The organism is Mesorhizobium sp. M1143, assembly GCF_040318435.1.
In the GTDB taxonomy this organism is placed as follows: Bacteria; Pseudomonadota; Alphaproteobacteria; order Rhizobiales; family Rhizobiaceae; genus Mesorhizobium.
Genome location: NZ_JAMYMJ010000044.1, coordinates 1 through 23,016, shown reverse-complemented (window position 1 = coordinate 23,016; position 23,016 = coordinate 1). Strand labels below are relative to the sequence as shown.

Sequence of the window (23,016 nt, the reverse complement as noted above, 5' to 3'; positions counted from 1 at the left end):
GGTCAGAAAAATGTCTTGGCGGCGGCTTCGGCGTAGGTCGCGATCGGACCGCCGATCAACACATAGAACAGCACGAAAGCGCCGGAGACACCAAGCACGAGGCGCAGCTCAACCGCCATCGGCACGAAGCCACCGGCCGGTTCGTCGAACCACATGATCTTGATGATACGCAGATAGTAGAAAGCGCCCACGACGGAGGCCAGCACGCCGATGATCGCCAGCGCATAGAGGTTGGCGTTGATGGCGGCGAGGAACACGTACCATTTCCCCCAGAACCCGGCGAGCGGCGGGATGCCGGCCAGCGAGAACATCAGGATGGTCAGGATCGTCGCCATGATCGGGTTGGTCGACGACAGACCGGCGAGATCGCTGATCTGCTCGACATTGCCTTCCTTGCGCCGCATGGCGAGGATGAAGGCGAAGGTGCCGAGCGTCATGACGAGATAGATCAGCATGTAGATGGCGACGCCGCGCACGCCGGCCTGGCTGTTGGCGGCTAGGCCGACCAGCGCGTAGCCCATATGGCCGATCGAGGAGTACGCCATCAGCCGCTTGATGTTGGTTTGGCCGATCGCGGCGAAGGAGCCGAGCGCCATCGAGGCGATCGAGATGAAGACGATGATCTGCTGCCAGTCGGAATCGATCGGCTTGAAGGCGCCCATGGTGACGCGCACGATCAGCGCCATTGCCGCCATTTTGGGGGCAGCCGCCAGGAAGGCGGTGACCGGCGTCGGCGCGCCCTCGTAGACATCGGGCGTCCACATGTGGAACGGCACCGCGGAAATCTTGAAGGCAAGACCGGCCAAAACGAAAACCAGGCCGACGACGAGGCCGAGCTGGCGCTCACCGCTGCCAAGCGCCGAGGCGATTTCCTGGAAGCCGACATTGCCAGTGTAGCCGTAAATGAGGCTGATTCCGTAAAGCAGCATGCCCGACGACAGCGCGCCGAGCACAAAATACTTCAAACCGGCCTCGGTCGAACGCAGATTGTCGCGATTGATCGCCGCCAGCACGTAAATCGCCAGCGACTGCAGTTCGAGGCCGAGATAGAGCCCGATCATGCCGTTGGCCGAGATCATCAGCATCATGCCGAGCGTGCACAACAGGATCAGCACCGGGTATTCGAACTTGTCGAAATGCTCCTGCCTGGCGAAGCGCATCGACATCACCAGCGTCACCGCCGAACCGATCAGCGACAGCACCTTCATGAAGCGGGAGAACGGATCCTGGATGAAGGCGTTGCCATAGGCTGCGCCCTGCCCCGTGGGAAAGATCAGCCATAGGCCTGCGATCACCAGCACGGCGACGGCAAGGACAGTCACCAGAATGGCAGTGTTGGCGCGCGAATAGGCGCCGACCATCAACAGCGCCAGCGCGCCGATGGCGAGGATCAGCTCCGGCGTCGAGAGCGAAAGGCTGGAATAAAGGTCCGGCGTCATGGTTCGCAAAACCTCTGGTCAGTTCGCCGCCGCGGTCTGCGCGGCGCCGATGGATGCGGTGACATTGGTGACGAGCGCCTTGACCGACTGGGCCGTGGCATCGAAGACGGGAGCGGGATAAACGCCGAAGAAGATGACCAGCACGACCAGCGGGTAGATGATTGCCTTCTCGCGCGTCGACAGATCGAGCAGGCCCTTCAGGCTTTCCTTGGTCAGCGCGCCGAAGATGACCCGGCGGTAGAGCCAGAGCGCGTAGGCCGCCGACAGGATGACGCCGGTGGCGGCGAAGAAAGCCACCCAGGTGTTGACCCGGAACACGCCGAGCATGGTCAGGAACTCGCCGACGAAGCCTGACGTGCCGGGCAAGCCGACATTGGCCATGGTGAAGATCAGGAACACGGTTGCGTATTTCGGCATGTTGTTGACCAAGCCGCCATAGGCGTCGATCTCTCGTGTGTGCATGCGGTCGTAAATGACGCCGACGCACAGGAACAGTGCGCCCGAGACGAGGCCGTGGCTCAGCATCTGGAAGATCGCGCCCTGCACGCCTTCCTGGTTCATGGCGAAGATGCCCATGGTGACGAAGCCCATATGGGCGACGGAGGAATAGGCGATCAGCTTCTTCATGTCCTCCTGCATCAGCGCCACCAGCGAGGTGTAGATGATGGCGACGACCGACAGCGTGAACACCAGCGGTGCGAACATTTCCGACGCCAGCGGGAACATCGGCAGGGAGAAGCGCAGGAAGCCGTACCCGCCCATTTTCAACAGTATGCCCGCCAGGATCACCGAGCCCGCCGTCGGCGCTTCGACGTGCGCATCGGGCAGCCAGGTGTGCACCGGCCACATCGGCATCTTCACCGCGAAGGAGGCGAAGAAGGCTAGAAATAGCCATGTCTGCATGTGGGCCGGGAAGTTGTGGGTCAGCAGCGTCGGGATGTCGGTGGTGCCCGCCTGGAAGAACATCGCCATGATGGCGAGCAGCATCAGCACCGAGCCGGCGAGCGTATAGAGGAAGAACTTGAACGAGGCGTAGACGCGGCGCTTGCCGCCCCAGACGCCGATGATGATGAACATCGGGATCAGGCCGGCCTCGAAGAAGACGTAGAACAGCACGATGTCGAGCGCGCAGAACACGCCGATCATCAGCGTTTCCAAGAGCAGGAAGGCGATCATGTAGGCCTTGACCCGCTTGTCGATCGCTTCCCACGACGCCAGGATGCAGAGCGGCATCAGGAACGTCGTCAGGATGACGAACAGCATCGAAATGCCGTCGACGCCCATATGGTAGGAGATGCCGGAATCCAACCAGGCAAACTTCTCGACGAACTGGAAGCCGGCTTGCGAATTGTCGAAGCCGGTCCAGATGAACAGCGAGATGATGAAGGTGGCCGCTGTCGTCGTGAACGCGATGGCGCGGATGTTGCGACGCGCATTCGGGCTGTCATCCCTGATGAACAGGATCAGCAGTACACCTACGAGCGGCAGGAAGGTGACCAGCGAGAGGATTGGCCAGGCGGTCATCAGAGCATCATCCAGGTGACGAGTGCGGCCACGCCGATCAGCATGGCGAAGGCATAGTGATAGAGGTAGCCGGTCTGCAGCTTGACGACGCGGTCGGTGACATCGACGACGCGCGCCGAAATGCCGTCAGGACCGAGCCCGTCGATGATGGTGCCGTCGCCCGTCTTCCACAGGAACCTGCCCAGCGCCTTTGCCGGCCGCACGAACAGGACATCGTAGAGCTCGTCAAAGTACCATTTGTTGAGCAGGAAGGCATAGAGCAGCCGATGGTTGGCGGCGACACTCCGGGGCAGTTCCGGCGAGCGGATGTAGAACTTCCAGGCGACTGCAAAGCCGATGACCATGGCGACGAACGGTGCCAGCTCGACCCACAGCGGCAATTCATGAATCTCGTGCAGGATGTGGTTGTCCGGCAGCGTGAACAGCGACGCCTTCCAGAATTCGGCATAGCCTTCGCCGATGAAGGCGCCATGAAAGATAACGCCGGCAAACAGCGCGCCCGCAGCCAGGATGAACAGCGGCGCCAGCATCACCGGCGGCGATTCATGGACATGGTGCATGACGTCGTGGCTCGCCCGCGGCTCGCCGTGGAAGGTCATGAAGATCAGCCGCCAGGAGTAGAAGGACGTGAAGCAGGCGGCTATGACCAGCAGCACGAAAGCGAGGCCGGCGACCGAATTGTGGCCGGCAAAGGCAGCCTCGATGATGGCATCCTTGGAGAAGAAGCCGGCGGTGCCGATGACGGTCACCGGAATGCCGACGCCGGTCAGCGCCAGCGTGCCGATCACCATCATCCAGTAGGTCTTCGGAATGAGCTTCCGCAGGCCGCCCATCTTGCGCATGTCCTGCTCGTCGGAGACGGCATGGATGACCGAGCCGGAGCCCAGGAACAGCAGCGCCTTGAAGAAGGCGTGCGTGAACAGATGGAAGATCGCCGCGCCATAGGCGCCGACGCCGAGCGCGACGAACATGTAGCCGAGCTGCGAACAGGTCGAATAGGCGATGACGCGCTTGATGTCGTTCTGGACCAGGCCGACGGTCGCCGCGAAGAAGGCGGTGAAGGCGCCGATGAAGGTCACCACGGTCAGCGCCGAATGCGACAGTTCGAACAGCGGCGACAGCCGCGCCAGCATGAACACGCCGGCCGTGACCATGGTGGCGGCATGGATCAGCGCGGAAACCGGGGTCGGGCCCTCCATCGCGTCCGGCAGCCAGGTGTGCAGCGGCACCTGCGCCGACTTGCCCATGGCGCCCATGAACAGCAGCAGGCAGACGATGGTCATGGCTGCCTGCTTGTCCAGCGCGTAGCCGAGGAAAGTCAGCACGGCCGCGCCTTGTGGGGCGCCTTCAGCCGGAATGAACGTCGCGGCATTGGCGAAGATGGTGCCGAGATTGACCGAGCCGAACAAAACGAAGACGCCGAAAATGCCGAGCGCGAAGCCAAAATCGCCGACGCGGTTGACGACGAAGGCCTTGATGGCAGCAGCATTGGCCGACGGCTTCTTGTACCAGAAGCCGATCAGCAAATAGGAGGCGAGACCCACCCCTTCCCAGCCGAAGAACATCTGCACGAGGTTGTCCGCCGTCACCAGCATCAGCATGGCGAAGGTGAACAACGACAGATAGGCGAAGAAGCGCGGCCGGTTCGGATCGTGGTGCATGTAGCCGATCGAATAGATGTGGACCAGCGCCGACACCGTGTTGACCACCACCAGCATGACCACCGTCAGCGTATCGATCCTGAGCGCCCAGGACGCGTCCAAGCCGCCGGATTGGATCCAGCGCAGTACCGGCACGGTGAACACCTCGCCTTCGCCGAAGCCGACGGAGAAGAAGGCGACCCAGGACAGCACGGCCGAGATCACCAGGAAGCCTGAGGTGATATATTCCGATGCCTTGGCGCCGAGCGCATTGCCGAACAGGCCGACGATCAGGAAGCCGAGCAGCGGAAGGAAGACGATCGCTTGATACATGTTAGCCCCGTCAACCCTTCATCTGGTTCACGTCTTCGACCGCGATCGAGCCGCGGTTGCGGAAGAAGACGACGAGAATGGCAAGACCGATGGCCGCTTCGGCGGCCGCGACCGTCAGCACGAACAGGGCAAACACCTGGCCGACGAGATCGCCCAATGCCGCCGAGAAGGCGACGAAATTGATGTTGACCGCCAAAAGGATCAGCTCGATCGACATCAGGATGACGATGATGTTCCTGCGGTTCAGGAAGATGCCGAACACGCCGAGCGTGAACAGGATCGCCGATACGGTCAGGTAATGTGCGATGCCGACGACCATCTCAGAGCCCCTCGCCCGACTTGACCTTGCGGATTTCCATGCCTGTCGCCGGCGTGCGGCCGACCTGGGCGGCGATCGACTGCCGCTTGACCCCTTCCTTGTGGCGCAGCGTCAGGACGATGGCGCCGATCATGGCGACCAGCAGGATGAGGCCCGAAATCTGGAAGTAGTAGAGGTAGTCCGTATAGAGGATGTCGCCGAGTGCTGCGGTGTTTGTCCGCGCGGCAAGATCCGGGATGGGTTTGGAGACCGTCGAGGCCAGTTGCGGCGCGAAGGTGTAGCCGCCGAGCACCACGATCAGCTCGGCCGCCAGGATCAGCCCGACCAGCGCGCCGATCGGCGCATATTGCAGGGCGCCTTCCTTCATCTCGGCGAAGTCGACATCGAGCATCATGACGACGAACAGGAACAGCACCATGACCGCGCCGACATAGACGACGAGCAGGATCATCGCCAGGAACTCGGCGCCGGTCAGCATGAACAGGCCGGCGGCGTTAAAGAAGGTCAGGATCAGGAACAGCACGGAATGCACGGGGTTGCGCGACGAAATGACCATGAAGGCCGACGCCACCGCGACAAAGGCGAAGAGGTAGAAAAAGGCCGCCTCTAGTCCACTCAGCATTGGGGATCCCCCGGGTTCCTGTCCAAACAGGACATCCGTCCTGTTTGATTTCTGCGACCGCCTCCGGCCGGCAAGTTGCGTTGTCCTTAGACGAGGCCCCTCGCCCCGTCCATGCGTCAAATGTCAGCGGTAGGGCGAGTCCAGCGAGATGTTGCGCGCCAGTTCGCGCTCCCAGCGGTCGCCATTCGCCAGCAGCCTGTCCTTGTCGTAGTAAAGCTCTTCGCGCGTCTCCGTCGCGAACTCGAAATTCGGCCCCTCGACGATAGCGTCGACCGGGCAGGCTTCCTGGCAGAAGCCGCAATAGATGCACTTCACCATGTCGATGTCGTAGCGCACGGTGCGGCGCGTGCCGTCATTGCGGCGCGGGCCGGCCTCGATGGTGATCGCCTGCGCCGGACAGATCGCTTCGCACAATTTGCAGGCGATGCAGCGCTCTTCGCCATTGGGGTAACGGCGCAAAGCATGCTCGCCCCGGAAGCGCGGGCTGATCGGCCCCTTTTCGTGCGGATAGTTGATCGTCTCCTTCGGCGCGAAGAACTGGCGCATCGACAGGAAAAAGGCGCTGACGAAATCCTGCAGCAGCAGCGATTTGGCGGCCTGACCAAAAGCGGACATCATGCAAACCCCGTGATCTTGAGGAAGGCCGCGGTGGCAACGACCATGAACAGCGAGATCGGCAAAAATACTTTCCAGCCGAGCCGCATCAGCTGGTCGTATCGGTAGCGCGGCACGAAGGCCTTCACCATGGAGAACATGAAGAACATCAGGCAGATCTTGAGCACGAACCAGATCACGCCGGGCACCCAGGTGAAGGGGGCGAAGTCGAAGGGCGGCAGCCAGCCGCCGAGGAACAGGATGGTGGCCAGCGCGCACATCATCACCACGGCGACATATTCGCCGAGGAAGAACAACAGGAACGGCGTCGAGGAGTATTCGACCATATGGCCGGCGACGAGTTCCGACTCGGCTTCCACCAGGTCGAAGGGCGGGCGGTTGGTCTCGGCCAGCGCCGAGATGAAGAAAATGACGAACATCGGGAACAGCGCCAGCCAGTGCCAGTCGAGGAAGCTGTTGGGCAGGCCAAGCTTGGTGCCCAGACCGTCCTGCTGCGACAGCACGATGTCCGACAGGTTGAGCGAGCCGACGCAGAGCAGCACGGTGACGATGACGAAGCCGATCGAGACTTCGTAGGACACCATCTGCGCCGCCGAGCGCAGCGCGCCGAGGAACGGGTATTTCGAGTTGGACGCCCAGCCGCCCATGATCACGCCATAGACCTCGAGCGATGAGATGGCGAAGACGTAGAGGATGCCGACATTGACATTGGCGATCCCCCAGCCCGCATTGACGGGAATGACCGCCCAGGCTGAGATTGCCAGCACGGCCGACACCAGCGGCGCCAGCAGGAACACGCCCTTGTTGGCGCCGGACGGAATGACCGGTTCCTTGAAGACGAATTTCAGCAGATCGGCGAAAGCCTGCAGCGTGCCCCACGGGCCGACGACGTTCGGGCCGCGGCGCAATTGCACCGCCGCCCAGATCTTGCGGTCGGCGTAAAGCAGATAGGCGACCCCGATCAGCAAAACGACGATCAGCACGACCGACTTTAAAAGGATGATCAGCGTCGGCAGCACGTAGAAGGAGAAGAAGGTGTCCATGTCTACTCTGCCGCCTGCCTGAAGCCGTTTTTCGCCAGCGCCGAGCATTCCGCCATGACGGCGGAGGCCCGCGCAATCGGGTTGGTCAGATAGAAATCCGTGACCGGCGAGGTGAAAGTGCCCTTGTTCAGCCGCCCGCCGAGCTTCGCCACCCTAGCGACGTCATCGGCATTGCCGGCTTCGACATGATCGATGCGGGCGAGATGCGGGTATTCGCCATAGAGTTTGGCGCGCAACTGCTGCAGCGAATCGAAGGGTAGTTTCTTGCCCAGCACATCGGACAATGCCCTCAGGATCGCCCAGTCTTCGCGCGCGTCGCCCGGCGCGAAGCCCGCGCGGTTGGTCTGCTGCACGCGTCCCTCGGTGTTGACATAGGTGCCGGACTTTTCGGTGTAAGCGGCTCCCGGCAGGATGACATTGGCGCGGTGCGCACCGGCGTCGCCATGCGTGCCGACATAGACGACGAAGGCGCCGCCGGTCTTGGACATGTCGACCTCGTCGGCGCCGAGCAGGAACAGAACCTCGCTCTCCCCCAACATGCCGGCAACGTTCTTGCCGCCCTTGCCAGGCACGAAGCCGACATCGAGACCGCCGACGCGCGCGGCCGCAGTGTGCAGCACGGCAAAGCCGTTCCAGTCGGCGCGGGCAGCGTTGACGGCGGTGGCGAGTTTCGCCGCCTGGCCGAGCACCGCCGCGCCGTCGGCACGCGACAGCGCGCCCTGGCCGACGATGATCAGCGGATGCGTCGCCTTCTTCAGCACCTGGAAGAACTTCCCGTTGCCGTCGGCCAGGTCTTTCAGCGACTCCGGGCCGGCGCCGAGCTGTTCGTAGTCGTAACGCGTGTCGCCGACCTCGCCGATGACGCCGACCGGCAGATTGCCGATCCGCCAGCGCTTGCGGATGCGGGCATTGAGCACCGAGGCCTCGAAGCGCGGATTGGCGCCGATGATCAGCACCGCGTCGGCCTGCTCGATGCCCTCGATGGTGGGGTTGAAGATGTAGCTGGCGCGGCCGAGCGCGGGATCGAGTGCGGCGCCGTCCTGGCGGCAATCGGTGTTCTTCGAGCCCAACGCAGCCATAAGCTGCTTCAGCGCGTAGATTTCCTCGACGGCGGCAAGATCGCCCGCAATCGCGCCGATTTTCTCGGGCGCAGCATTCGACACCGCATCCCTGATCGCAACGAACGCTTCGGCCCAGCTGGCCGGCGCCAACTTTCCGTCCTTGCGGACATAGGGGCGGTCGAGGCGCTGCGTGCGCAATCCGTCCCATATGAAGCGGGTCTTGTCGGAAATCCACTCCTCGTTCACCGCTTCATTGACGCGCGGCAGGATGCGCATCACCTCGCGGCCACGGCTGTCGACGCGGATTGCCGAGCCGACGGCGTCCATGACGTCGATGGATTCTGTCTTGGTCAGCTCCCACGGCCGTGCCTGAAAGGCGAAAGGCTTGGAGGTCAGCGCGCCGACCGGGCAGAGGTCGATGACATTGCCCTGCAGCTCGGAGGTCATGGCGCTTTCGAGATAGGTGGTGATCTCGGCATCCTCGCCGCGGCCGATCAGGCCAAGCTCGGAAATGCCCGCAACTTCCGTGGTGAAGCGAACGCAGCGCGTGCAGTGGATGCAACGGTTCATCACCGTCTTGACCAGTGGGCCGATATACTTGTCTTCGACCGCGCGCTTGTTCTCGTGATAGCGCGAGGAATCGACGCCGAAGGCCATCGCCTGGTCCTGCAGGTCGCATTCGCCGCCCTGGTCGCAGATCGGGCAATCCAGCGGATGGTTGATCAGCAGGAATTCCATCACGCCTTCGCGGGCCTTCTTGACCATCGGCGTGTTGGTGAAGATTTCAGGCGCCTCGCCATTGGGTCCCGGACGGAGGTCGCGCACATTCATGGCGCAGGAGGCCTGCGGCTTGGGCGGCCCGCCCTTCACCTCGATCAGGCACATGCGGCAATTGCCGGCAATCGACAGCCGCTCATGGAAGCAGAAGCGCGGCACTTCCGCGCCGGCGTCCTCGGCCGCCTGCAGCAACGTGTAGTGGTCGGGTACAGTGATCTCTTTCCCGTCGACCTTGAGCTTTGCCATCAATTGCCCCTGGCGGTCTGCGCCGTCTCATATGCCTGAAACAGATCGCTCAGCCTAATGCCATTGATCATCATGCCGGCGACTTCAGCGTTTTCTATCTTCAAATTGCTCATATTCACATTGCTGAAAAACGCGTCCGAGAGGTTCGCGTCCTCCACAACGGCCGCCGACAGGTCGACGTTGTGAAACTGCGTGTTCGACAAGTTCACATCGTCAAATCTGGAGTTGCTGACGATGGCATTGCGCACATCGAGAACATCGCTCCTGTCGTGGATCTCCATGCCTGCCACCCCTACTTCTTCGCCTTGGCGGCCAGCGTCAGCGCCGCGGCCTGGCGGGTCCACTCGTCGCGGCCGATACGGCCGGTGAGCGACAGGTAGTCCTCGACCCAGGCGATCTCTTCTGGCGCCCAGGCGGCGATCTGGGCAAAGGTCCAGATGCCGAGGCCGTTCAGCACCTTTTCCAGCTTCGGCCCAACGCCGGTGATCGCCTTGAGATCCGACGGCTTGGCCGGACGAGCCACGGCCTTGGGCTGTCTGAAATCCTCCGGCATCAATCCGATCGTCGCGCCTTCGGCGACGGCCTCGGTCTTCTCCGGCTCGGCATCGACGGTGCGAGCGGCAATATCGGTCACATCCTGGGCAAAAGTCTGCGCCTCGGCGATCAGGGTTCTGGTCGCCGCGCGCGCCTTGGTGGCCGGCGCGGTCTCGGAGAACTCTTGGGTGCGCTGCTCGAAATCGTCGATGATCGGCTGGAAAATCCGCTGCGATGCCTCGGCAGCACCCGACAAGGCGCCGAGCCACACGCCAAATGCATGGTTGGCAAGGCCGAAGCCCAGCGCCGACATCGCGGCGGCACCCGCGACAGGATGCGCGAGAAGGTTGACGGCGCTGGCCATCTCCTTCGGCATCATCCTGGTCAAATCCTGGTTCATCTTTTCAAGCTGGTCCAAATTGGGCATCAAAGGGTTCGAATACGGCGCCATAGACATCTCCTGGTCGTTTCTTCGCTTGCCCCGCCCCGCTGTGTCAGTCCCGGGCTTGCGCCCGTATTTCAAATCTACTCAGCCGCCACCATCACCGGTTCGGCCCGGTGCGCGTTGCGCGAAAACTCGTCGATGCGCCGCTCCACCTCGCCGCGGAAATGCCGCATCAGGCCCTGGATCGGCCATGCCGCGGCGTCGCCCAGCGCACAGATCGTATGGCCCTCCACCTGCTTGGTGACGTCGAGCAGCATGTCGATCTCGCGCTTCTGCGCCTCGCCGCGCACCAGCCGCTCCATCACCCGCCACATCCAGCCGGTGCCTTCGCGGCACGGTGTGCACTGGCCGCAGCTCTCATGCTTGTAAAAATAGGACAGCCTGGCGATCGCCTTCACGATATCGGTCGACTTGTCCATGACGATGACAGCCGCCGTGCCGAGGCCGGATTTCAGGTCGCGCAAAGCATCGAAATCCATCGGCGCATCGATGATCTGCTCGGCCGGCACCAGCGGCACCGAAGCGCCGCCCGGAATGACCGCCAGGAGATTGTCCCAGCCGCCGCGAATGCCGCCGCAATGGGTTTCGATCAGCTCGCGGAACGGGATCGACATCGCCTCTTCGACGGTGCACGGATTGTTGACGTGACCCGAGATGCAAAACAGCTTGGTGCCGACATTGTTGGGCCGGCCAAAGGACGAGAACCAGGCGGCGCCACGGCGCAAAATGGTCGGCGCCACCGCAATCGACTCGACATTGTTCACGGTTGTCGGACAACCGTACAAGCCGACATTGGCCGGGAATGGCGGCTTCAGCCGGGGCTGGCCCTTCTTGCCTTCGAGGCTTTCCAGAAGTGCTGTTTCCTCGCCACATATATAGGCGCCGGCGCCGTGATGCATGTAGATGTCGAAATCGTATCCGGACGTGTTGTTCTTGCCGATCAGCCTGGCCTCGTAGGCCTCGTCGATGGCGCGCTGCAGCGCCTCGCGCTCACGGATGAACTCGCCGCGCACATAGATGTAGGCGGCGACCGCGCCCATGGCGAAGCCGGCGATGAACGAGCCCTCGACCAGGGTGTGCGGATCGTTGCGCAGGATATCGCGGTCCTTGCACGTGCCGGGCTCGGACTCGTCGGCGTTGACAACGAGATAACTCGGCCTTCCATCGCTCTGCTTGGGCATGAACGACCATTTCAGCCCGGTCGGGAAGCCGGCGCCGCCACGGCCGCGCAGGCCGGACGCCTTCATCTCATTGACGATCCACTCTCGCCCCTTGGCGATGATGCCGGGCGTGTTGTCCCAGGCGCCGCGCGCCATCGCGCCGGCCAGTGACTTGTCGAAGAGCCCGTAGATGTTGTTGAAGATGCGGTCTTTGTCAGCCAGCATGACTTACCTCTTTCCCCGCAAGACGATCGAGACCCACACCAGCACGCCTATGCCGGTCGCGGCCATCGATTCCAGGGTATCCGAAAACGGCAATTCGACGAGGCGCCGAAGCCCCTCCAGAAGGATGTTGGCAGCAGCGATGCAGACAACGCCGATGACAATGCTGCGCAGCGACAGCAAAGATCCGGTGCTTTGCGCTTCAGCCATCAACGTGGCTCCTTGCCGAAGACGCGGATGTATTCGGCGACGCCGCCCTTGGCGAGCGCCTTGGCCTGCTTGCCCCAGTCGTCGCGCTCGATGCGGCCCTGGAAAGCGAGATATCCATCCACCCAGTCGCGCTCGGCCTTATTCCAGGATGCGACCTGTGTGAAGGTGAAGATGCCAAGCGAATGAAGGATGCCCTCGATCTTCGGGCCAATGCCCGAGATCAGCTTGAGATCGTCGACCGCAGCCGGCCTGTCGATTCCGGCCGGACGGTTCTTGTCCTCGAGCGACGGCTTTGCGGGTCTGGCTGTCGGCGCCTTGACGGTCGGGGCCACCGAGGCGTTGGCCGCTGGCGCCTTGAATTCCGGAGCGATGAAGGCAGCTGCCGGCGTGGAGGTGGTCTTCGGGCCATTACGCTGCTTGGCGACCTTCTCGACTTCAGGCGCCGCGGTGTTGGCGTTGGCGGCCGAATGCAGGGGCGCCGGGACGCTCGCCGCTTTTTCCGCCGCCGGTGCAACCTTGGCCCTGGAGGGCGACTTCAACGCCGAGCTGGTTTCCGGCGCATCGGTTTTCGGTTTGCCGGCGTTGGATGGCGCGACCGGGGCGGCCGCTGCAGGAGCGGCAGGAGCCGGAACAGGCGCTGCAATGATCGCGTCGGGCGCCGTGTGGGCAGCCTTGCTCGCCGCCCTGGCTTCCTTGTCGCGCGTCGCTTTGAGGATCGCCTTTTCGCTCTTCAGCGTCGTCAGGCCAGGCGCCGGCTCCGAGCCGGTTCTGCCATTTTGCGGTCCCGTGGGAACCGAGGCGCCCTTGCCTGCATCATAAAGATCGATGATTTCGGCCAGCCGCTCGGGCGTCAGATCCTCGAACGTGTCCTTGAAGACCATCACCATCGGCGCGTTGACGCAGGCGCCGAGGCATTCGACCTCCTCCCACGACAGCGTGCCCTTGTCGTTGGTGTGGAACTGGTCGTGATGGATTTTCGAGCGGCACACATCCATCAGCGCTTCCGAGCCGCGCAGCATGCAGGGCGTGGTGCCGCAGACCTGGATATGCGCGCGCGTGCCGACCGGATTGAGCTGGTACTGCGTGTAGAAGGTCGCGACTTCGAGCCCGCGAATGCGCGGCATGCCGAGCATGTCCGAAATCGTCTCGATCGCCGCCTTGGTGACCCAGCCTTCCTGCTCCTGCGCAATCATCAGCAAGGGAATGATCGCCGACTGCTCGCGGCCCTTCGGATATTTCTTGATCCATTGCTTCGCAACCGCCGCATTCGCCCGGTTGAAGGCGAAGGTGGCTGGCTGGACGCTTGCTTCTGCGAGACGGCGGACTGACATTTAGCGATCGACCTCACCAAACACGATGTCGAGGGAACCCAGGACGGCAGTGACGTCGGCCAGCATGTGGCCACGGCAGAGGAAATCCATGGCTTGCAGATGCGCGAAGCCGGGCGCGCGCAGCTTGCAGCGGTAGGGCTTGTTGGTGCCGTCGGAGACGAGATAGACGCCGAACTCGCCCTTCGGCGCCTCGACCGCGGCATAGACCTCGCCGGCCGGCACGCGGTAACCCTCAGTATAGAGCTTGAAATGATGGATCAGCGCTTCCATCGAGCGCTTCATCGCCTGGCGCTTGGGCGGCACCACCTTGCCGTCGAGGTTCGACACCGGCCCGGTGCTCTCCTTGCCGAGCAGAAGGTCGACGCACTGACGCATGATCTTGGCCGACTGGCGCATTTCTTCCATGCGCACGAGATAACGGTCGTAGCAGTCGCCGTTCTTGCCGATCGGGATGTCGAAATCCATCTCGGAATAGCATTCATAGGGCTGCGACTTGCGCAAATCCCAGGCAGCACCCGAGCCGCGCACCATGACGCCGGAAAAACCCCAGGCCCAGGCGTCGGCAAGCGACACGATACCGATATCGACATTGCGTTGCTTGAAGATGCGGTTGCCGGTAAGCAGCTTGTCGAGGTCGTCAAGCGACTTCAGGAACGGGTCGATCCACTTGCCGATGTCCTCGACCAGCTTCGCCGGCAGATCCTGGTGCACACCGCCCGGACGGAAATAGGCGGCATGCATGCGCGAACCGGAAGCGCGCTCATAAAACACCATCAGCTTTTCGCGTTCGACGAAACCCCACAGCGGCGGCGTCAGAGCGCCGATATCCAGCGCCTGCGTCGTCACATTGAGGATGTGCGACATGATGCGGCTGAGCTCGGAATAGAGCACGCGGATCAACTGGCCGCGCTTCGGCACTTCGATGCCGAGCAACCGCTCGGTGGCGAGCGCGAAGGCATGCTCCTGGTTCATCGGCGCGCAATAGTCTAGCCGGTCGAGATAGGGCACCGCCTGGAGATAAGTCTTGTGCTCGATCAGCTTTTCGGTGCCGCGATGGAGCAGGCCGATATGCGGATCGACGCGGTCGACCACTTCGCCGTCGAGCTCTAGCACAAGGCGCAAAACGCCATGTGCCGCAGGATGCTGCGGGCCGAAGTTGATGTTGAAGTTGCGGACGGAGTGCTCGGTCATGCTAGATTCCAAGCCTTTCCTTGGCTGACGGCGTCAGTTCCATGAAGCGGACCGTCTGCGGCCCGGCCACATATTCTTTTGCTCTCTGCTCGCATTGCTCAATGGTCTCGTTGGAAGGCTGGAGATCGGCCAGCTCTCCAGCATCGCGCAAGGCGTTCAAAATCTGGTCCAATTCAATCTGCATCGCAGGCTTGATACGAAATATCGTCGGGCAGTTCTTCACCGTGTCGTTCGCCACGGCAGCTCGCGCCGCCGAATAGCAATCCACTCCAGCTACTTTGCAGTCTTTCGCAAAAGCATTCTGCAAGCCGGCACAGCAAAACAGGCTTAGTAGCGCTACGCGGATCATCGCCACGCCGCCGCCCCTACTGTTTCGCCTTCTCATCGCCCGGCAGGACGTAGTCCGTCCCTTCCCATGGCGAGAGAAAATCGAAGTTCCTGAATTCCTGCTTCAATTCCACCGGCTCGTAGATCACGCGCTTGGCTTCGTCGTCGTAGCGCACCTCGACGAAACCTGTCAGCGGGAAGTCCTTGCGCAGGGGATGGCCCTCGAAGCCGTAATCCGTGAGGATGCGGCGCAGGTCCGGATGGCCGGAGAACAGCACGCCATAGAGATCGTAGGCTTCGCGCTCATACCAGTCGGCGCCGGGGTAGACAGCGGTGAGCGACGGCACCAGCGTCTCTTCGTCGGCCTGCACCTTGATGCGGATGCGCAAATTCTGCTTCGGCGACAGCAAGTGGTAGACGACATCGAAGCGCTTGACGCGCGACGGATAGTCGGCGCCACAGACATCGATGATCGAGATGAATTGGCAGCGCTGATCGTCGCGCAGGAAGGTCACCACGTCGATCAGGTCGCCCGGCTCGACGGAAATGCCGAGTTCGCCATAGGCCAGTACCGCGTCCTTGACGCGGCCGGACAGCTTTTCGCCGAGATAGGTCGACAGTTCACTCAGGGATGCGCTCATGACAACCTCGCCAACCAGCCCAAGACCTTGGGCGAGTCTTCCGCGTCTTTCTCGCCAAACCAAGCGCTCTGCCTGGCGACGTCAACGGTCAAAAAAACTTGACATTCATTGTCGCCGCCCGGCTCGTCAAAAAACACCTTTCCGACAAACTGGCGGGTTTCCAGATTTGCGGGGTCACCATTTAGGGCAACGCACTCCAGGAACAACTTTTCTGTGGCTGCCATCTGGCCTGACGAGGCGGAGGAAACCCTAGCCGACATTTCTGCAATCAGGTTCTTGGTTCGGTCACCAAGCGAACGCAGTCTCACGTCGCCATGATAGAAGACTATTCGTGGATCGCTTGTCGGCTCGGACTCCCAATCATTCAACATGATGTCGATACCAACGCCGGCATTGCCAAATTTTGTCTCTGTCGAAAGCGTGGAAGAAAAAAACCTCGAACCAGAGGCGGTTTCCTCGAATCGCGGCTCCAACGTCTTGAACGTCAAACCCAGCCAAGGCTCAGAGTTGCCGTAGATAATTTGAGCCTCATCCATATGACTACCGTTCGATCGTGCCGGTGCGGCGGATTTTCTTCTGCAGGAGAAGAATGCCATAGAGCAGCGCTTCGGCGCTCGGCGGGCAGCCGGGGACATAGATGTCGACCGGCACGATGCGGTCGCAGCCGCGCACCACCGAATAGGAATAGTGATAGTAGCCGCCGCCATTGGCGCAGGAGCCCATCGAGATGACGTAGCGCGGCTCCGGCATCTGGTCGTAGACCTTGCGCAAAGCCGGGGCCATCTTGTTGGTCAGCGTTCCCGCCACGATCATGATGTCGGACTGGCGCGGCGACGCGCGAGGAGCCACGCCAAACCTTTCAGAATCATAGCGCGGCATCGAGGTGTGGATCATCTCGACGGCGCAGCAGGCGAGACCGAAGGTCATGAACATCAGCGAGCCGCTGCGTGCCCAGGTGATCAGCGCCTCGGTCGAGGTGACCAGAAAACCCTTGTCGGCCAGTTCATTGTTGATCTCGAGGAAGAACGGATCGTCGGAACCGACCGGACGTCCGGTATTGGGGTCGATCAGGCCTTTGGGCTTCGGCGCGACGAGCGTTCCGGAACTGTCGTTCAATCCCATTCCAGCGCTCCTTTTTTCCACTCATAGGCAAAGCCGATGGTCAGCACCGCCAAAAACACCATCATCGACCAGAAACCGAGCATGCCGATCTTCGAGAACGACACCGCCCACGGAAACAGGAAGGCCACTTCCAGATCGAAGATGATGAACAGGATCGACACCAGGTAGAAGCGGATGTCGAATTTCATCCGGGCATCGTCGAACGAGTTGAACCCGCACTCGTAGGCGGAAAGCTTCTCCGGATCGGGATTGCGATAAGCCACCAGGAACGGCGCGATGATAAGCGCCAGGCCTACAACCGCGGCCACGGCGATGAAGAGGACGATGGGCAGGTATGAACTGAGGAGTACGTTCATGCTCGGCTTTCCGTTGGCGGCCAATCCACTTTGATTACAGCAACCAACCCTAATGCGGAAGCGCGACAGTTTAACCGCTGAACCGTTTTAGGTGCCTTTGCTGCAACGCGGCGAGGGTTAGCGCACGGCTTTCAGCGAAGCAAGTCAAACCTTGTTCAAAAGACAGTGCTGGACGGCAGGCCGGGAAAAACTGGTCCGATCTCCTCCTGTTTGATTTCCTTCATCTTTCACTCCACTTTTGTCTCCTGACACATCTCCCGCCATTTGCCTGCTAGCATGACCGGAATCGCCGGCTAAAGTCGGGAAAATGGTTCGAGGCAAGACACTTTGACGAAGGACAAAATCTCACTCCCGACGGCCAGGCGCATCGCGCTCGCCGCGCAAGGATTTCTCGATCCCCGCCCGGTCGGCACGCCCGATCGCCGCCACCTCGCCCGCGTGCTGTCGCGCACCGGCCTGCTGCAGATCGATTCCGTCAGCGCCGTGGTGCGCGCCCACTATATGCCGCTCTATTCGCGCCTTGGCCCCTACCCGCTCACCCTGCTCGACAATGCCGCAATCACCCGCAAGCGCACCGTGTTCGAGTACTGGGCGCATGAGGCCTCGTTCCTGCCGGTCGAGATCTACCCGTTGATGCGCTGGCGCATGCAGCGGGCCGAGCAGGGCGACGAAATGTATCTGGGGCTGGCCAAATGGGGCCGCGAACACGCCGCCTATATCGAAGAGATCTACCGCGCAGTCGCCGAGCGCGGCCCGATCGCCGCCTCTGCGCTCGAAGGCCAGAAGGGTTCGGGCGGCTGGTGGGGTTGGAGCCATGCCAAGCATGCCTTCGAATGGCTGTTCTGGGCGGGCCGCATCACCACGGCCCACCGCCGCGGCTTCGAGCGCTTCTACGACCTGCCCGAGCGCGTGCTGCCGCAGGCGATCCTCGACCTGCCGGTGCCGGCGGCCGAGGACGCGCACCGCGAATTGCTGCGCATTTCCGCCCGCGCCCACGGCATCGCGACGTCGGGTGACCTGCGCGATTATTTCCGCTTGTCGCCGGCCGACATGAAGGGCCGGTTGGAGGAACTGGTCGAGATGGGCGAGTTGCTGCCGGTAAACGTCGAAGGCTGGGACAAGCCGGCTTACCTCTATAGGGACGCCCGCCTGCCGCGAAAGATCAAGGCCCGCGCCTTGCTGGCCCCCTTCGATCCGGTGGTCTTCGAGCGCGCGCGCACCGAGCGTCTCTTCGATTTCCGCTACCGCATCGAGATCTACACCCCGGCCGACAAGCGGCAATATGGCTATTACGTGCTGCCTTTCTTGCTCGGCGACAAGATCGTCGCCCGCGTCGACCTCAAGGCCGACCGGCCTGCGAGTGTCTTACGCGTCCACGCCGCCTATGCCGAAGCAGGCGCACCGCCTGAGACCACCGCACAGCTTTTCGAGGAACTAAAGGAGATGCAGGGCTGGCTTGGCCTTGAGCGCATCGAAGTGACGCCGGCCGGCAATCTGGGGCCGGCATTGGCTAGCGAGAGAGATGGCCAACCCTTGCAGCGTCTGTCATAAACGCCTCAATAAGCCTCGTAGGTTGTGCAATGGCATCGGACAAAGTGCTCGACATGATCCATGGCGCCCTCATTGCGCATGGAATAGATGCAGTCCGCAGAGATAGGGACGTCATGCTCCAATCGAAGCAGCTTCGGTTTGAGGCTGAGGTGTTCGAGACGAGTTCTGACCGGCTGGTCCTGGAAATCTACATTTTTTCTCCGCTGCTTGATGTTCAGCCGGTCATTGAATCCTTTGCTGGCTTCGGCGACACGCGCGAACAGGAACTGAACCAGGCGTTTGAAAAGTTTCTCCGTGGTGTTTTCCATGTGGCCATTGAGGGACTGGCCGATCACGTCTGCGAGAACATGCAGGCCGAAATAGAGCTTTGGCAGCGAAGCAGCGCCAGTTGGAAGATCTGGCGAAAAGATGCCCGCTGGAAAATCTATAGCGGCCCGGTCATTTCTCAGGCCACAACCGAGCTATGCTCGCTGACACCAGGCTATCCAGCATTCTATGCCAAGCTGGAAAAGCTGTTCACAGCTTCGGTACCCCCCGGAAGCCATTTTGTCCGGACCTTTCTGGCAGGCTTGAAGGGCACGCTGATTAGTGCCGAAGTCCTTCTGGACAACGCGGTTTGGCATGAGGGACAGAATCTGGCTGTCGGTCATGACTGGGACTATAGCGATGGCTATCAAGCTATCCGACAGGTCATCCTGGCACTGCCGGAAGCCGGGACATGACAGCCCCTGCCGACATCGCCATGTCGTAGCCGTGCGTTGACACCGCCGCCCGCAAAAGCCTAAATCCGCTGCAGACGGTCCCCTGCCCGCAACGGCAAGGGCCAAGAGGGAATGCGGTGCGGGATTTCGGTCCCAAATCCGCGGCTGTCCCCGCAACTGTAAGCGACGAGCCAAGGCCGAAAGCCACTGGGTAACACCGGGAAGGCGGCTAACCAAGGCGACGACCCGCGAGCCAGGAGACCTGCCGTCTGAGACAAAGTATCCGATCGCCTGGCGGGTTTCCGGGCAAGGAGCACGGTTTTTGGACCAGAACAGCAGTTTTTCGGCTGGCACAGCGGACATTGCGTCCGGGGACAACGACGCCCTGACCGGCGTGACCGTCATCGTCTGCGCCTCCTGCCGCGATGAGACCGGTTCCGACGCCCATCCGCGCGCCGGCGAATTGCTGGCTGAGGACACACGCCGCGCCGCTGCCGGCGATATCCGGGTCCGCACCGCCGAATGTCTCGGCAATTGCAAGCGCCGCCTCAGCGCCGCGATCCTGCGCGATGGCTGCTGGAGCTATGTCTTCGGCGATCTGACCGCAACCAGCGGCGCCGACCTCGTTACCGGCGCAAAGCTCTTCGCGACTTCGGCCGACGGCCTCATCCCGTGGCGCGGCCGGCCCGATAGCCTCAAGCGCGGCCTCGTTGCCCGCATCCCACCCCTCGACATGCTGAAGGACTGACGATGAACGCTTCAAACCCGGCCGCCAACCTCTCCCGTGTTCCCTGCACTGTCGTTACAGGCTTCCTCGGCGCCGGCAAGACGACGCTGGTCCGCCATCTCCTGGAAAATGCCGGCGGCAAGCGCATCGCCATCATCGTCAACGAGTTCGGCGACATCGGCATCGACGGGGAAATCCTGAAAGGCTGCGGCATCGACACCTGCCCCGAGGAAAACATCGTCGAACTGGCCAATGGCTGCATCTGCTGTACAGTCGCCGACGATTTCGTGCCCGCCCTCGACAAGATCCTCGCGCTGACACCGAGGGTCGACCACATCCTGATCGAGACCTCGGGCCTCGCTCTGCCCAAGCCGCTGGTCCAGGCGTTCCAGTGGCCAAGCGTGAAGAGCCGGGTGACCGTCGATGGCGTCATCGCCGTGGTCGACGGCCCGGCGCTGGCCGGAGGCCGCGTCGCCAACGACATGGACGCGTTGCAGGCACAGCGCGCTCAGGACGAAACGCTCGACCACGACGATCCGGTCGAAGAAGTCTTCGAGGACCAGATCGCCTGCGCCGACCTGATCATCCTGTCGAAAAGCGATTTGATGGATTCAGCCGGTTCGGCCCGCGCCAACGCCATCATCAATGAGCATTCCGCTCGCGCGGTAAAAATCGTGCCGACTGCGCATGGCAAGGTCGACCCGTCGGTGCTGCTTGGCCTCGGTCTCGCCGTCGAAGACGACATCGAGAACCGCAAGTCGCATCACGACGGCGCTTTCGATCATGAGCATGACGATTTCGACACCTTCATCGTCGACATCCCCTCGATCGCCAATCCCGACGACCTGGCCAAGCGCGTCGCCACCGCCGCCGAACAGGAAAACGTGTTGCGTGTAAAAGGCTTCGTCGATGTCGGCGGCAAGCCGATGCGGCTTTTGCTGCAGGCCGTCGGCCCACGCGTCAACCATTACTATGACCGCGCCTGGACGGCCGAGGACGATCGCCGCTCGCGTCTCGTCGTCATTGGCCTGAAGGGGCTGAACCGTCCGGCGATCGAGCGTATACTCGCCGGTTGATCTCAGGCACGAGCCGCGATGCATATACTCGCCACGACCTCCGCCTCGCTCGACGATCTCGCCGAGCCAGTTGATCTCCGGCAGACGCCGGCGGATATCGTGGCGCTGTCCTTCACCGACAGCGACCTCGCCGGCCTCGCGGCGGCCTGGAAGGCCGATGCCGTCCGCCTGCCGTCGATGCGGCTGGCGGCGCTGCGCGACCTGCGCCATCCCATGTCCGTGGACCTCTGGATCGACAGCGTCGCCCGCCACGCCAAGGTGATTTTGGTGCGCATCCTCGGCGGCTACGACTGGTGGCGCTATGGCTGCGACCAACTCGCGGTGACTGCTCGCGAACGTGGCATCAAGCTGGCGCTGCTGCCTGGTGAAAGCCATGACGAGGACCTCAGGCTGATCGAAGCCTCGACGCTGCCCCGCGCGGAGTTGGACGGCCTGCTGGGCTATTTCCGCGAGGGCGGGCCGGAGAATATGGTAGCGCTGATGCAGCGGCTGGCGGGGTTGGCTGGGCAGGATGCGGCGGCGGCTGAGCCGGTCAGCGTGCCGAAAGCCGGGTTTTATGAGCCTTGCTGCGGCGTGGTCGAATTTGCCGATGTCGGCGTTCCGTCACACCCCCCTCTGTCCTGCCGGACATCTCCCCCTCAAGGGGGGAGATCAGCCGTCACCAAAGCCGGCTCCTCTTCGGCCCCGTTGAACAGGAAGCTGTCTGGGTCATCTAAGATTGGCGAAACCGTTGACGACAGCTCAATCTCCCCCCTTGAGGGGGAGATGTCCGGCAGGACAGAGGGGGGTGTGACAGAACTCCACGCTGATAACCCCATCGTCCCCATCCTCTTCTACCGCTCGATGCTGCTGGCCGCCGATGTCGCGCCAATCGATGCCCTCTTTGATGCACTCCGCCAGCGCGGCATGAGACCGATCCCGATCTTCGTCTCCAGCCTCAAAGACCCGACCTCCCTGGCCTTCGTCGGAACCGCGCTGGCCACGCTCAAGCCCACCGCCATCATCACCGCAACCGCCTTCGCTTCCGGCGCCGAACCCGGCGTCGAAACGCTCTTCGACCGCGCCGGCGTGCCTGTCTTCCAGGTCATCGTCGCCACCACCCGCCGCGACGTCTGGGACAACAACCAGCGCGGCCTGGCGCCCGCCGACCTCGCCATGCATGTCGTGCTGCCCGAACTCGACGGCCGCATCCTCGCCGGCGCAATTTCCTTCAAGGGCGAGAGCGAGACCGACCCGGCGCTCGGCCACCGCGCCTTCGCCAACCGGCCGGAACCGGATCGCGTGGCGCAAGTGGCGGACAGGCTAGCGGCGTTCACACGGTTGCAGCAGACGCCCCGCGCGACGCGTAAGTTGGCGATCCTCATTCCGGATTATCCGAGTGCGCCCGGCCGCACTGGCTATGCCGTGGGCCTGGATGTGCCGTCCAGCGTGTTGGCCATGCTGCATGACCTGAAGGAGCAGGGCTATCGCGTTGACGGGATTCCAGAAACGCCGCGTGCGCTGCTGGACGCGTTGGAGCGGAGCGATGGTGGGCTGGGGCTGGATGAGTATCTGGACTTCTCAAAGGATTTGCCGGCTGAGGCACTGGCTGCAGTCGAGGCGGCATGGGGCGCTCCTTCACCCTCCCCCTTGTGGGGAGGGTCGGTTCGCGACATTCGCGAAGCGGATGGCGCGAAACGGGGTGGGGGTAGCGGTGCACCACCCCCACCCCGCCCGGCGGGCCACCCGCCCCCCCAACGGCGCGGGTGCGGCGGGGGGCGCCGGGGCGGGGGTTGACCCGGGGGGGGGCCGGGGCCGGTGAGC

At 62.5% G+C, this 23,016-nt stretch carries 23 protein-coding genes, 1 pseudogene and 1 riboswitch; of the genes and pseudogenes, 5 read left to right on the top strand and 19 right to left on the bottom strand.

Going from position 1 to position 23,016, the window contains the following annotated elements:
- Positions 1-2: 2 nt before the first annotated feature.
- The 19 genes from nuoN to NKH35_RS23905 form a co-directional block, all read right to left on the bottom strand.
- Positions 3-1,439 (bottom strand): NADH-quinone oxidoreductase subunit NuoN, encoded by a 1,437-nt coding sequence (nuoN, locus tag NKH35_RS23995; protein ID WP_352916649.1) that lies wholly within the window; start codon positions 1,437-1,439, stop codon positions 3-5.
- An 18-nt stretch (positions 1,440-1,457) separates the two neighbouring features.
- Positions 1,458-2,963: an NADH-quinone oxidoreductase subunit M gene (locus NKH35_RS23990; RefSeq protein ID WP_023670808.1), complete on the bottom strand. Its 1,506-nt coding sequence runs from the start codon at positions 2,961-2,963 to the stop codon at positions 1,458-1,460.
- Complete coding sequence (nuoL, locus tag NKH35_RS23985; RefSeq protein ID WP_352916647.1) at positions 2,963-4,936, bottom strand: NADH-quinone oxidoreductase subunit L; 1,974 nt, start codon at positions 4,934-4,936, stop codon at positions 2,963-2,965. The genes NKH35_RS23990 and nuoL overlap by 1 nt, the downstream gene beginning before the upstream one ends.
- A gap of 10 nt (positions 4,937-4,946) precedes the next feature.
- Positions 4,947-5,255 (bottom strand): NADH-quinone oxidoreductase subunit NuoK, encoded by a 309-nt coding sequence (gene nuoK, locus NKH35_RS23980; RefSeq protein WP_023670810.1) that lies wholly within the window; start codon positions 5,253-5,255, stop codon positions 4,947-4,949.
- A 1-nt stretch (position 5,256) separates the two neighbouring features.
- Positions 5,257-5,877 carry an NADH-quinone oxidoreductase subunit J gene (locus NKH35_RS23975; protein WP_023690957.1) on the bottom strand — a complete coding sequence of 207 codons (621 nt, stop codon included), beginning with the start codon at positions 5,875-5,877 and terminating at the stop codon, positions 5,257-5,259.
- 123 nt (positions 5,878-6,000) lie between these two features.
- Positions 6,001-6,492 carry an NADH-quinone oxidoreductase subunit NuoI gene (gene nuoI, locus NKH35_RS23970; protein WP_023731231.1) on the bottom strand — a complete coding sequence of 164 codons (492 nt, stop codon included), beginning with the start codon at positions 6,490-6,492 and terminating at the stop codon, positions 6,001-6,003.
- A complete protein-coding gene (gene nuoH, locus NKH35_RS23965) occupies positions 6,492-7,535 on the bottom strand; it encodes an NADH-quinone oxidoreductase subunit NuoH (RefSeq protein ID WP_023685202.1) in 1,044 nt (347 codons plus the stop codon). Before nuoH ends, nuoI begins: the two co-directional genes overlap by 1 nt.
- Positions 7,536-7,537: 2 nt before the next feature.
- Entirely contained in the window at positions 7,538-9,619 is a 2,082-nt protein-coding gene (nuoG, locus tag NKH35_RS23960; RefSeq protein ID WP_352916645.1) for an NADH-quinone oxidoreductase subunit NuoG, read from the bottom strand.
- On the bottom strand, positions 9,619-9,900 hold the full coding sequence (locus NKH35_RS23955) for a pentapeptide repeat-containing protein (protein WP_352514988.1): 282 nt from the start codon (positions 9,898-9,900) through the stop codon (positions 9,619-9,621). Before NKH35_RS23955 ends, nuoG begins: the two co-directional genes overlap by 1 nt.
- A gap of 11 nt (positions 9,901-9,911) precedes the next feature.
- Positions 9,912-10,604, bottom strand: coding sequence for a helix-hairpin-helix domain-containing protein (locus tag NKH35_RS23950; RefSeq protein ID WP_352916643.1), 693 nt, complete (start codon positions 10,602-10,604; stop codon positions 9,912-9,914).
- Between the two features lie 74 nt (positions 10,605-10,678).
- Positions 10,679-11,983, bottom strand: coding sequence for an NADH-quinone oxidoreductase subunit NuoF (nuoF, locus tag NKH35_RS23945; protein ID WP_023670819.1), 1,305 nt, complete (start codon positions 11,981-11,983; stop codon positions 10,679-10,681).
- A gap of 3 nt (positions 11,984-11,986) precedes the next feature.
- A complete protein-coding gene (locus NKH35_RS23940; protein WP_156941010.1) occupies positions 11,987-12,193 on the bottom strand; it encodes a hypothetical protein in 207 nt (68 codons plus the stop codon).
- Positions 12,190-13,521, bottom strand: a complete 1,332-nt coding sequence (locus tag NKH35_RS23935) for an NADH-quinone oxidoreductase subunit E (RefSeq protein ID WP_352916641.1) — start codon at positions 13,519-13,521, stop codon at positions 12,190-12,192. Before NKH35_RS23935 ends, NKH35_RS23940 begins: the two co-directional genes overlap by 4 nt.
- Positions 13,522-14,712 (bottom strand): NADH-quinone oxidoreductase subunit D, encoded by a 1,191-nt coding sequence (locus NKH35_RS23930; protein ID WP_023712705.1) that lies wholly within the window; start codon positions 14,710-14,712, stop codon positions 13,522-13,524.
- Between the two features lies 1 nt (position 14,713).
- On the bottom strand, positions 14,714-15,067 hold the full coding sequence (locus NKH35_RS23925) for a hypothetical protein (protein ID WP_352916639.1): 354 nt from the start codon (positions 15,065-15,067) through the stop codon (positions 14,714-14,716).
- A 10-nt stretch (positions 15,068-15,077) separates the two neighbouring features.
- The gene (locus NKH35_RS23920; protein ID WP_352916637.1) at positions 15,078-15,680 is read right to left on the bottom strand and encodes an NADH-quinone oxidoreductase subunit C; all 603 of its coding nucleotides are present in this window, start codon (positions 15,678-15,680) and stop codon (positions 15,078-15,080) included.
- Positions 15,677-16,216, bottom strand: coding sequence for a hypothetical protein (locus NKH35_RS23915; RefSeq protein ID WP_352916635.1), 540 nt, complete (start codon positions 16,214-16,216; stop codon positions 15,677-15,679). The genes NKH35_RS23920 and NKH35_RS23915 overlap by 4 nt, the downstream gene beginning before the upstream one ends.
- 4 nt (positions 16,217-16,220) lie before the next feature.
- On the bottom strand, positions 16,221-16,802 hold the full coding sequence (locus tag NKH35_RS23910) for a NuoB/complex I 20 kDa subunit family protein (protein ID WP_023670824.1): 582 nt from the start codon (positions 16,800-16,802) through the stop codon (positions 16,221-16,223).
- The gene (locus tag NKH35_RS23905) at positions 16,793-17,158 is read right to left on the bottom strand and encodes an NADH-quinone oxidoreductase subunit A (protein WP_023670825.1); all 366 of its coding nucleotides are present in this window, start codon (positions 17,156-17,158) and stop codon (positions 16,793-16,795) included. Before NKH35_RS23905 ends, NKH35_RS23910 begins: the two co-directional genes overlap by 10 nt.
- A gap of 327 nt (positions 17,159-17,485) precedes the next feature.
- Here NKH35_RS23905 and NKH35_RS23900 point away from each other — a divergent pair, with 327 nt between their 5' ends.
- The 5 genes and pseudogenes from NKH35_RS23900 to NKH35_RS23880 all read left to right on the top strand — a co-directional run.
- On the top strand, positions 17,486-18,709 hold the full coding sequence (locus tag NKH35_RS23900) for a winged helix-turn-helix domain-containing protein (RefSeq protein ID WP_352916634.1): 1,224 nt from the start codon (positions 17,486-17,488) through the stop codon (positions 18,707-18,709).
- A gap of 29 nt (positions 18,710-18,738) precedes the next feature.
- Positions 18,739-19,431: a DUF6348 family protein gene (locus NKH35_RS23895; RefSeq protein WP_023690307.1), complete on the top strand. Its 693-nt coding sequence runs from the start codon at positions 18,739-18,741 to the stop codon at positions 19,429-19,431.
- Positions 19,432-19,489: 58 nt separating this feature from the next.
- A riboswitch (cobalamin riboswitch) is annotated at positions 19,490-19,694 on the top strand.
- Positions 19,695-19,732: 38 nt separating this feature from the next.
- Entirely contained in the window at positions 19,733-20,158 is a 426-nt protein-coding gene (locus NKH35_RS23890; RefSeq protein WP_023700378.1) for a DUF1636 family protein, read from the top strand.
- Positions 20,159-20,160: 2 nt separating this feature from the next.
- Positions 20,161-21,213: a cobalamin biosynthesis protein CobW gene (gene cobW, locus NKH35_RS23885; protein ID WP_352916631.1), complete on the top strand. Its 1,053-nt coding sequence runs from the start codon at positions 20,161-20,163 to the stop codon at positions 21,211-21,213.
- 18 nt (positions 21,214-21,231) lie between these two features.
- Positions 21,232-22,824 (top strand): annotated as a pseudogene (locus NKH35_RS23880) (cobaltochelatase subunit CobN); the annotation flags it as partial.
- Positions 22,825-23,016 lie beyond the last annotated feature (192 nt).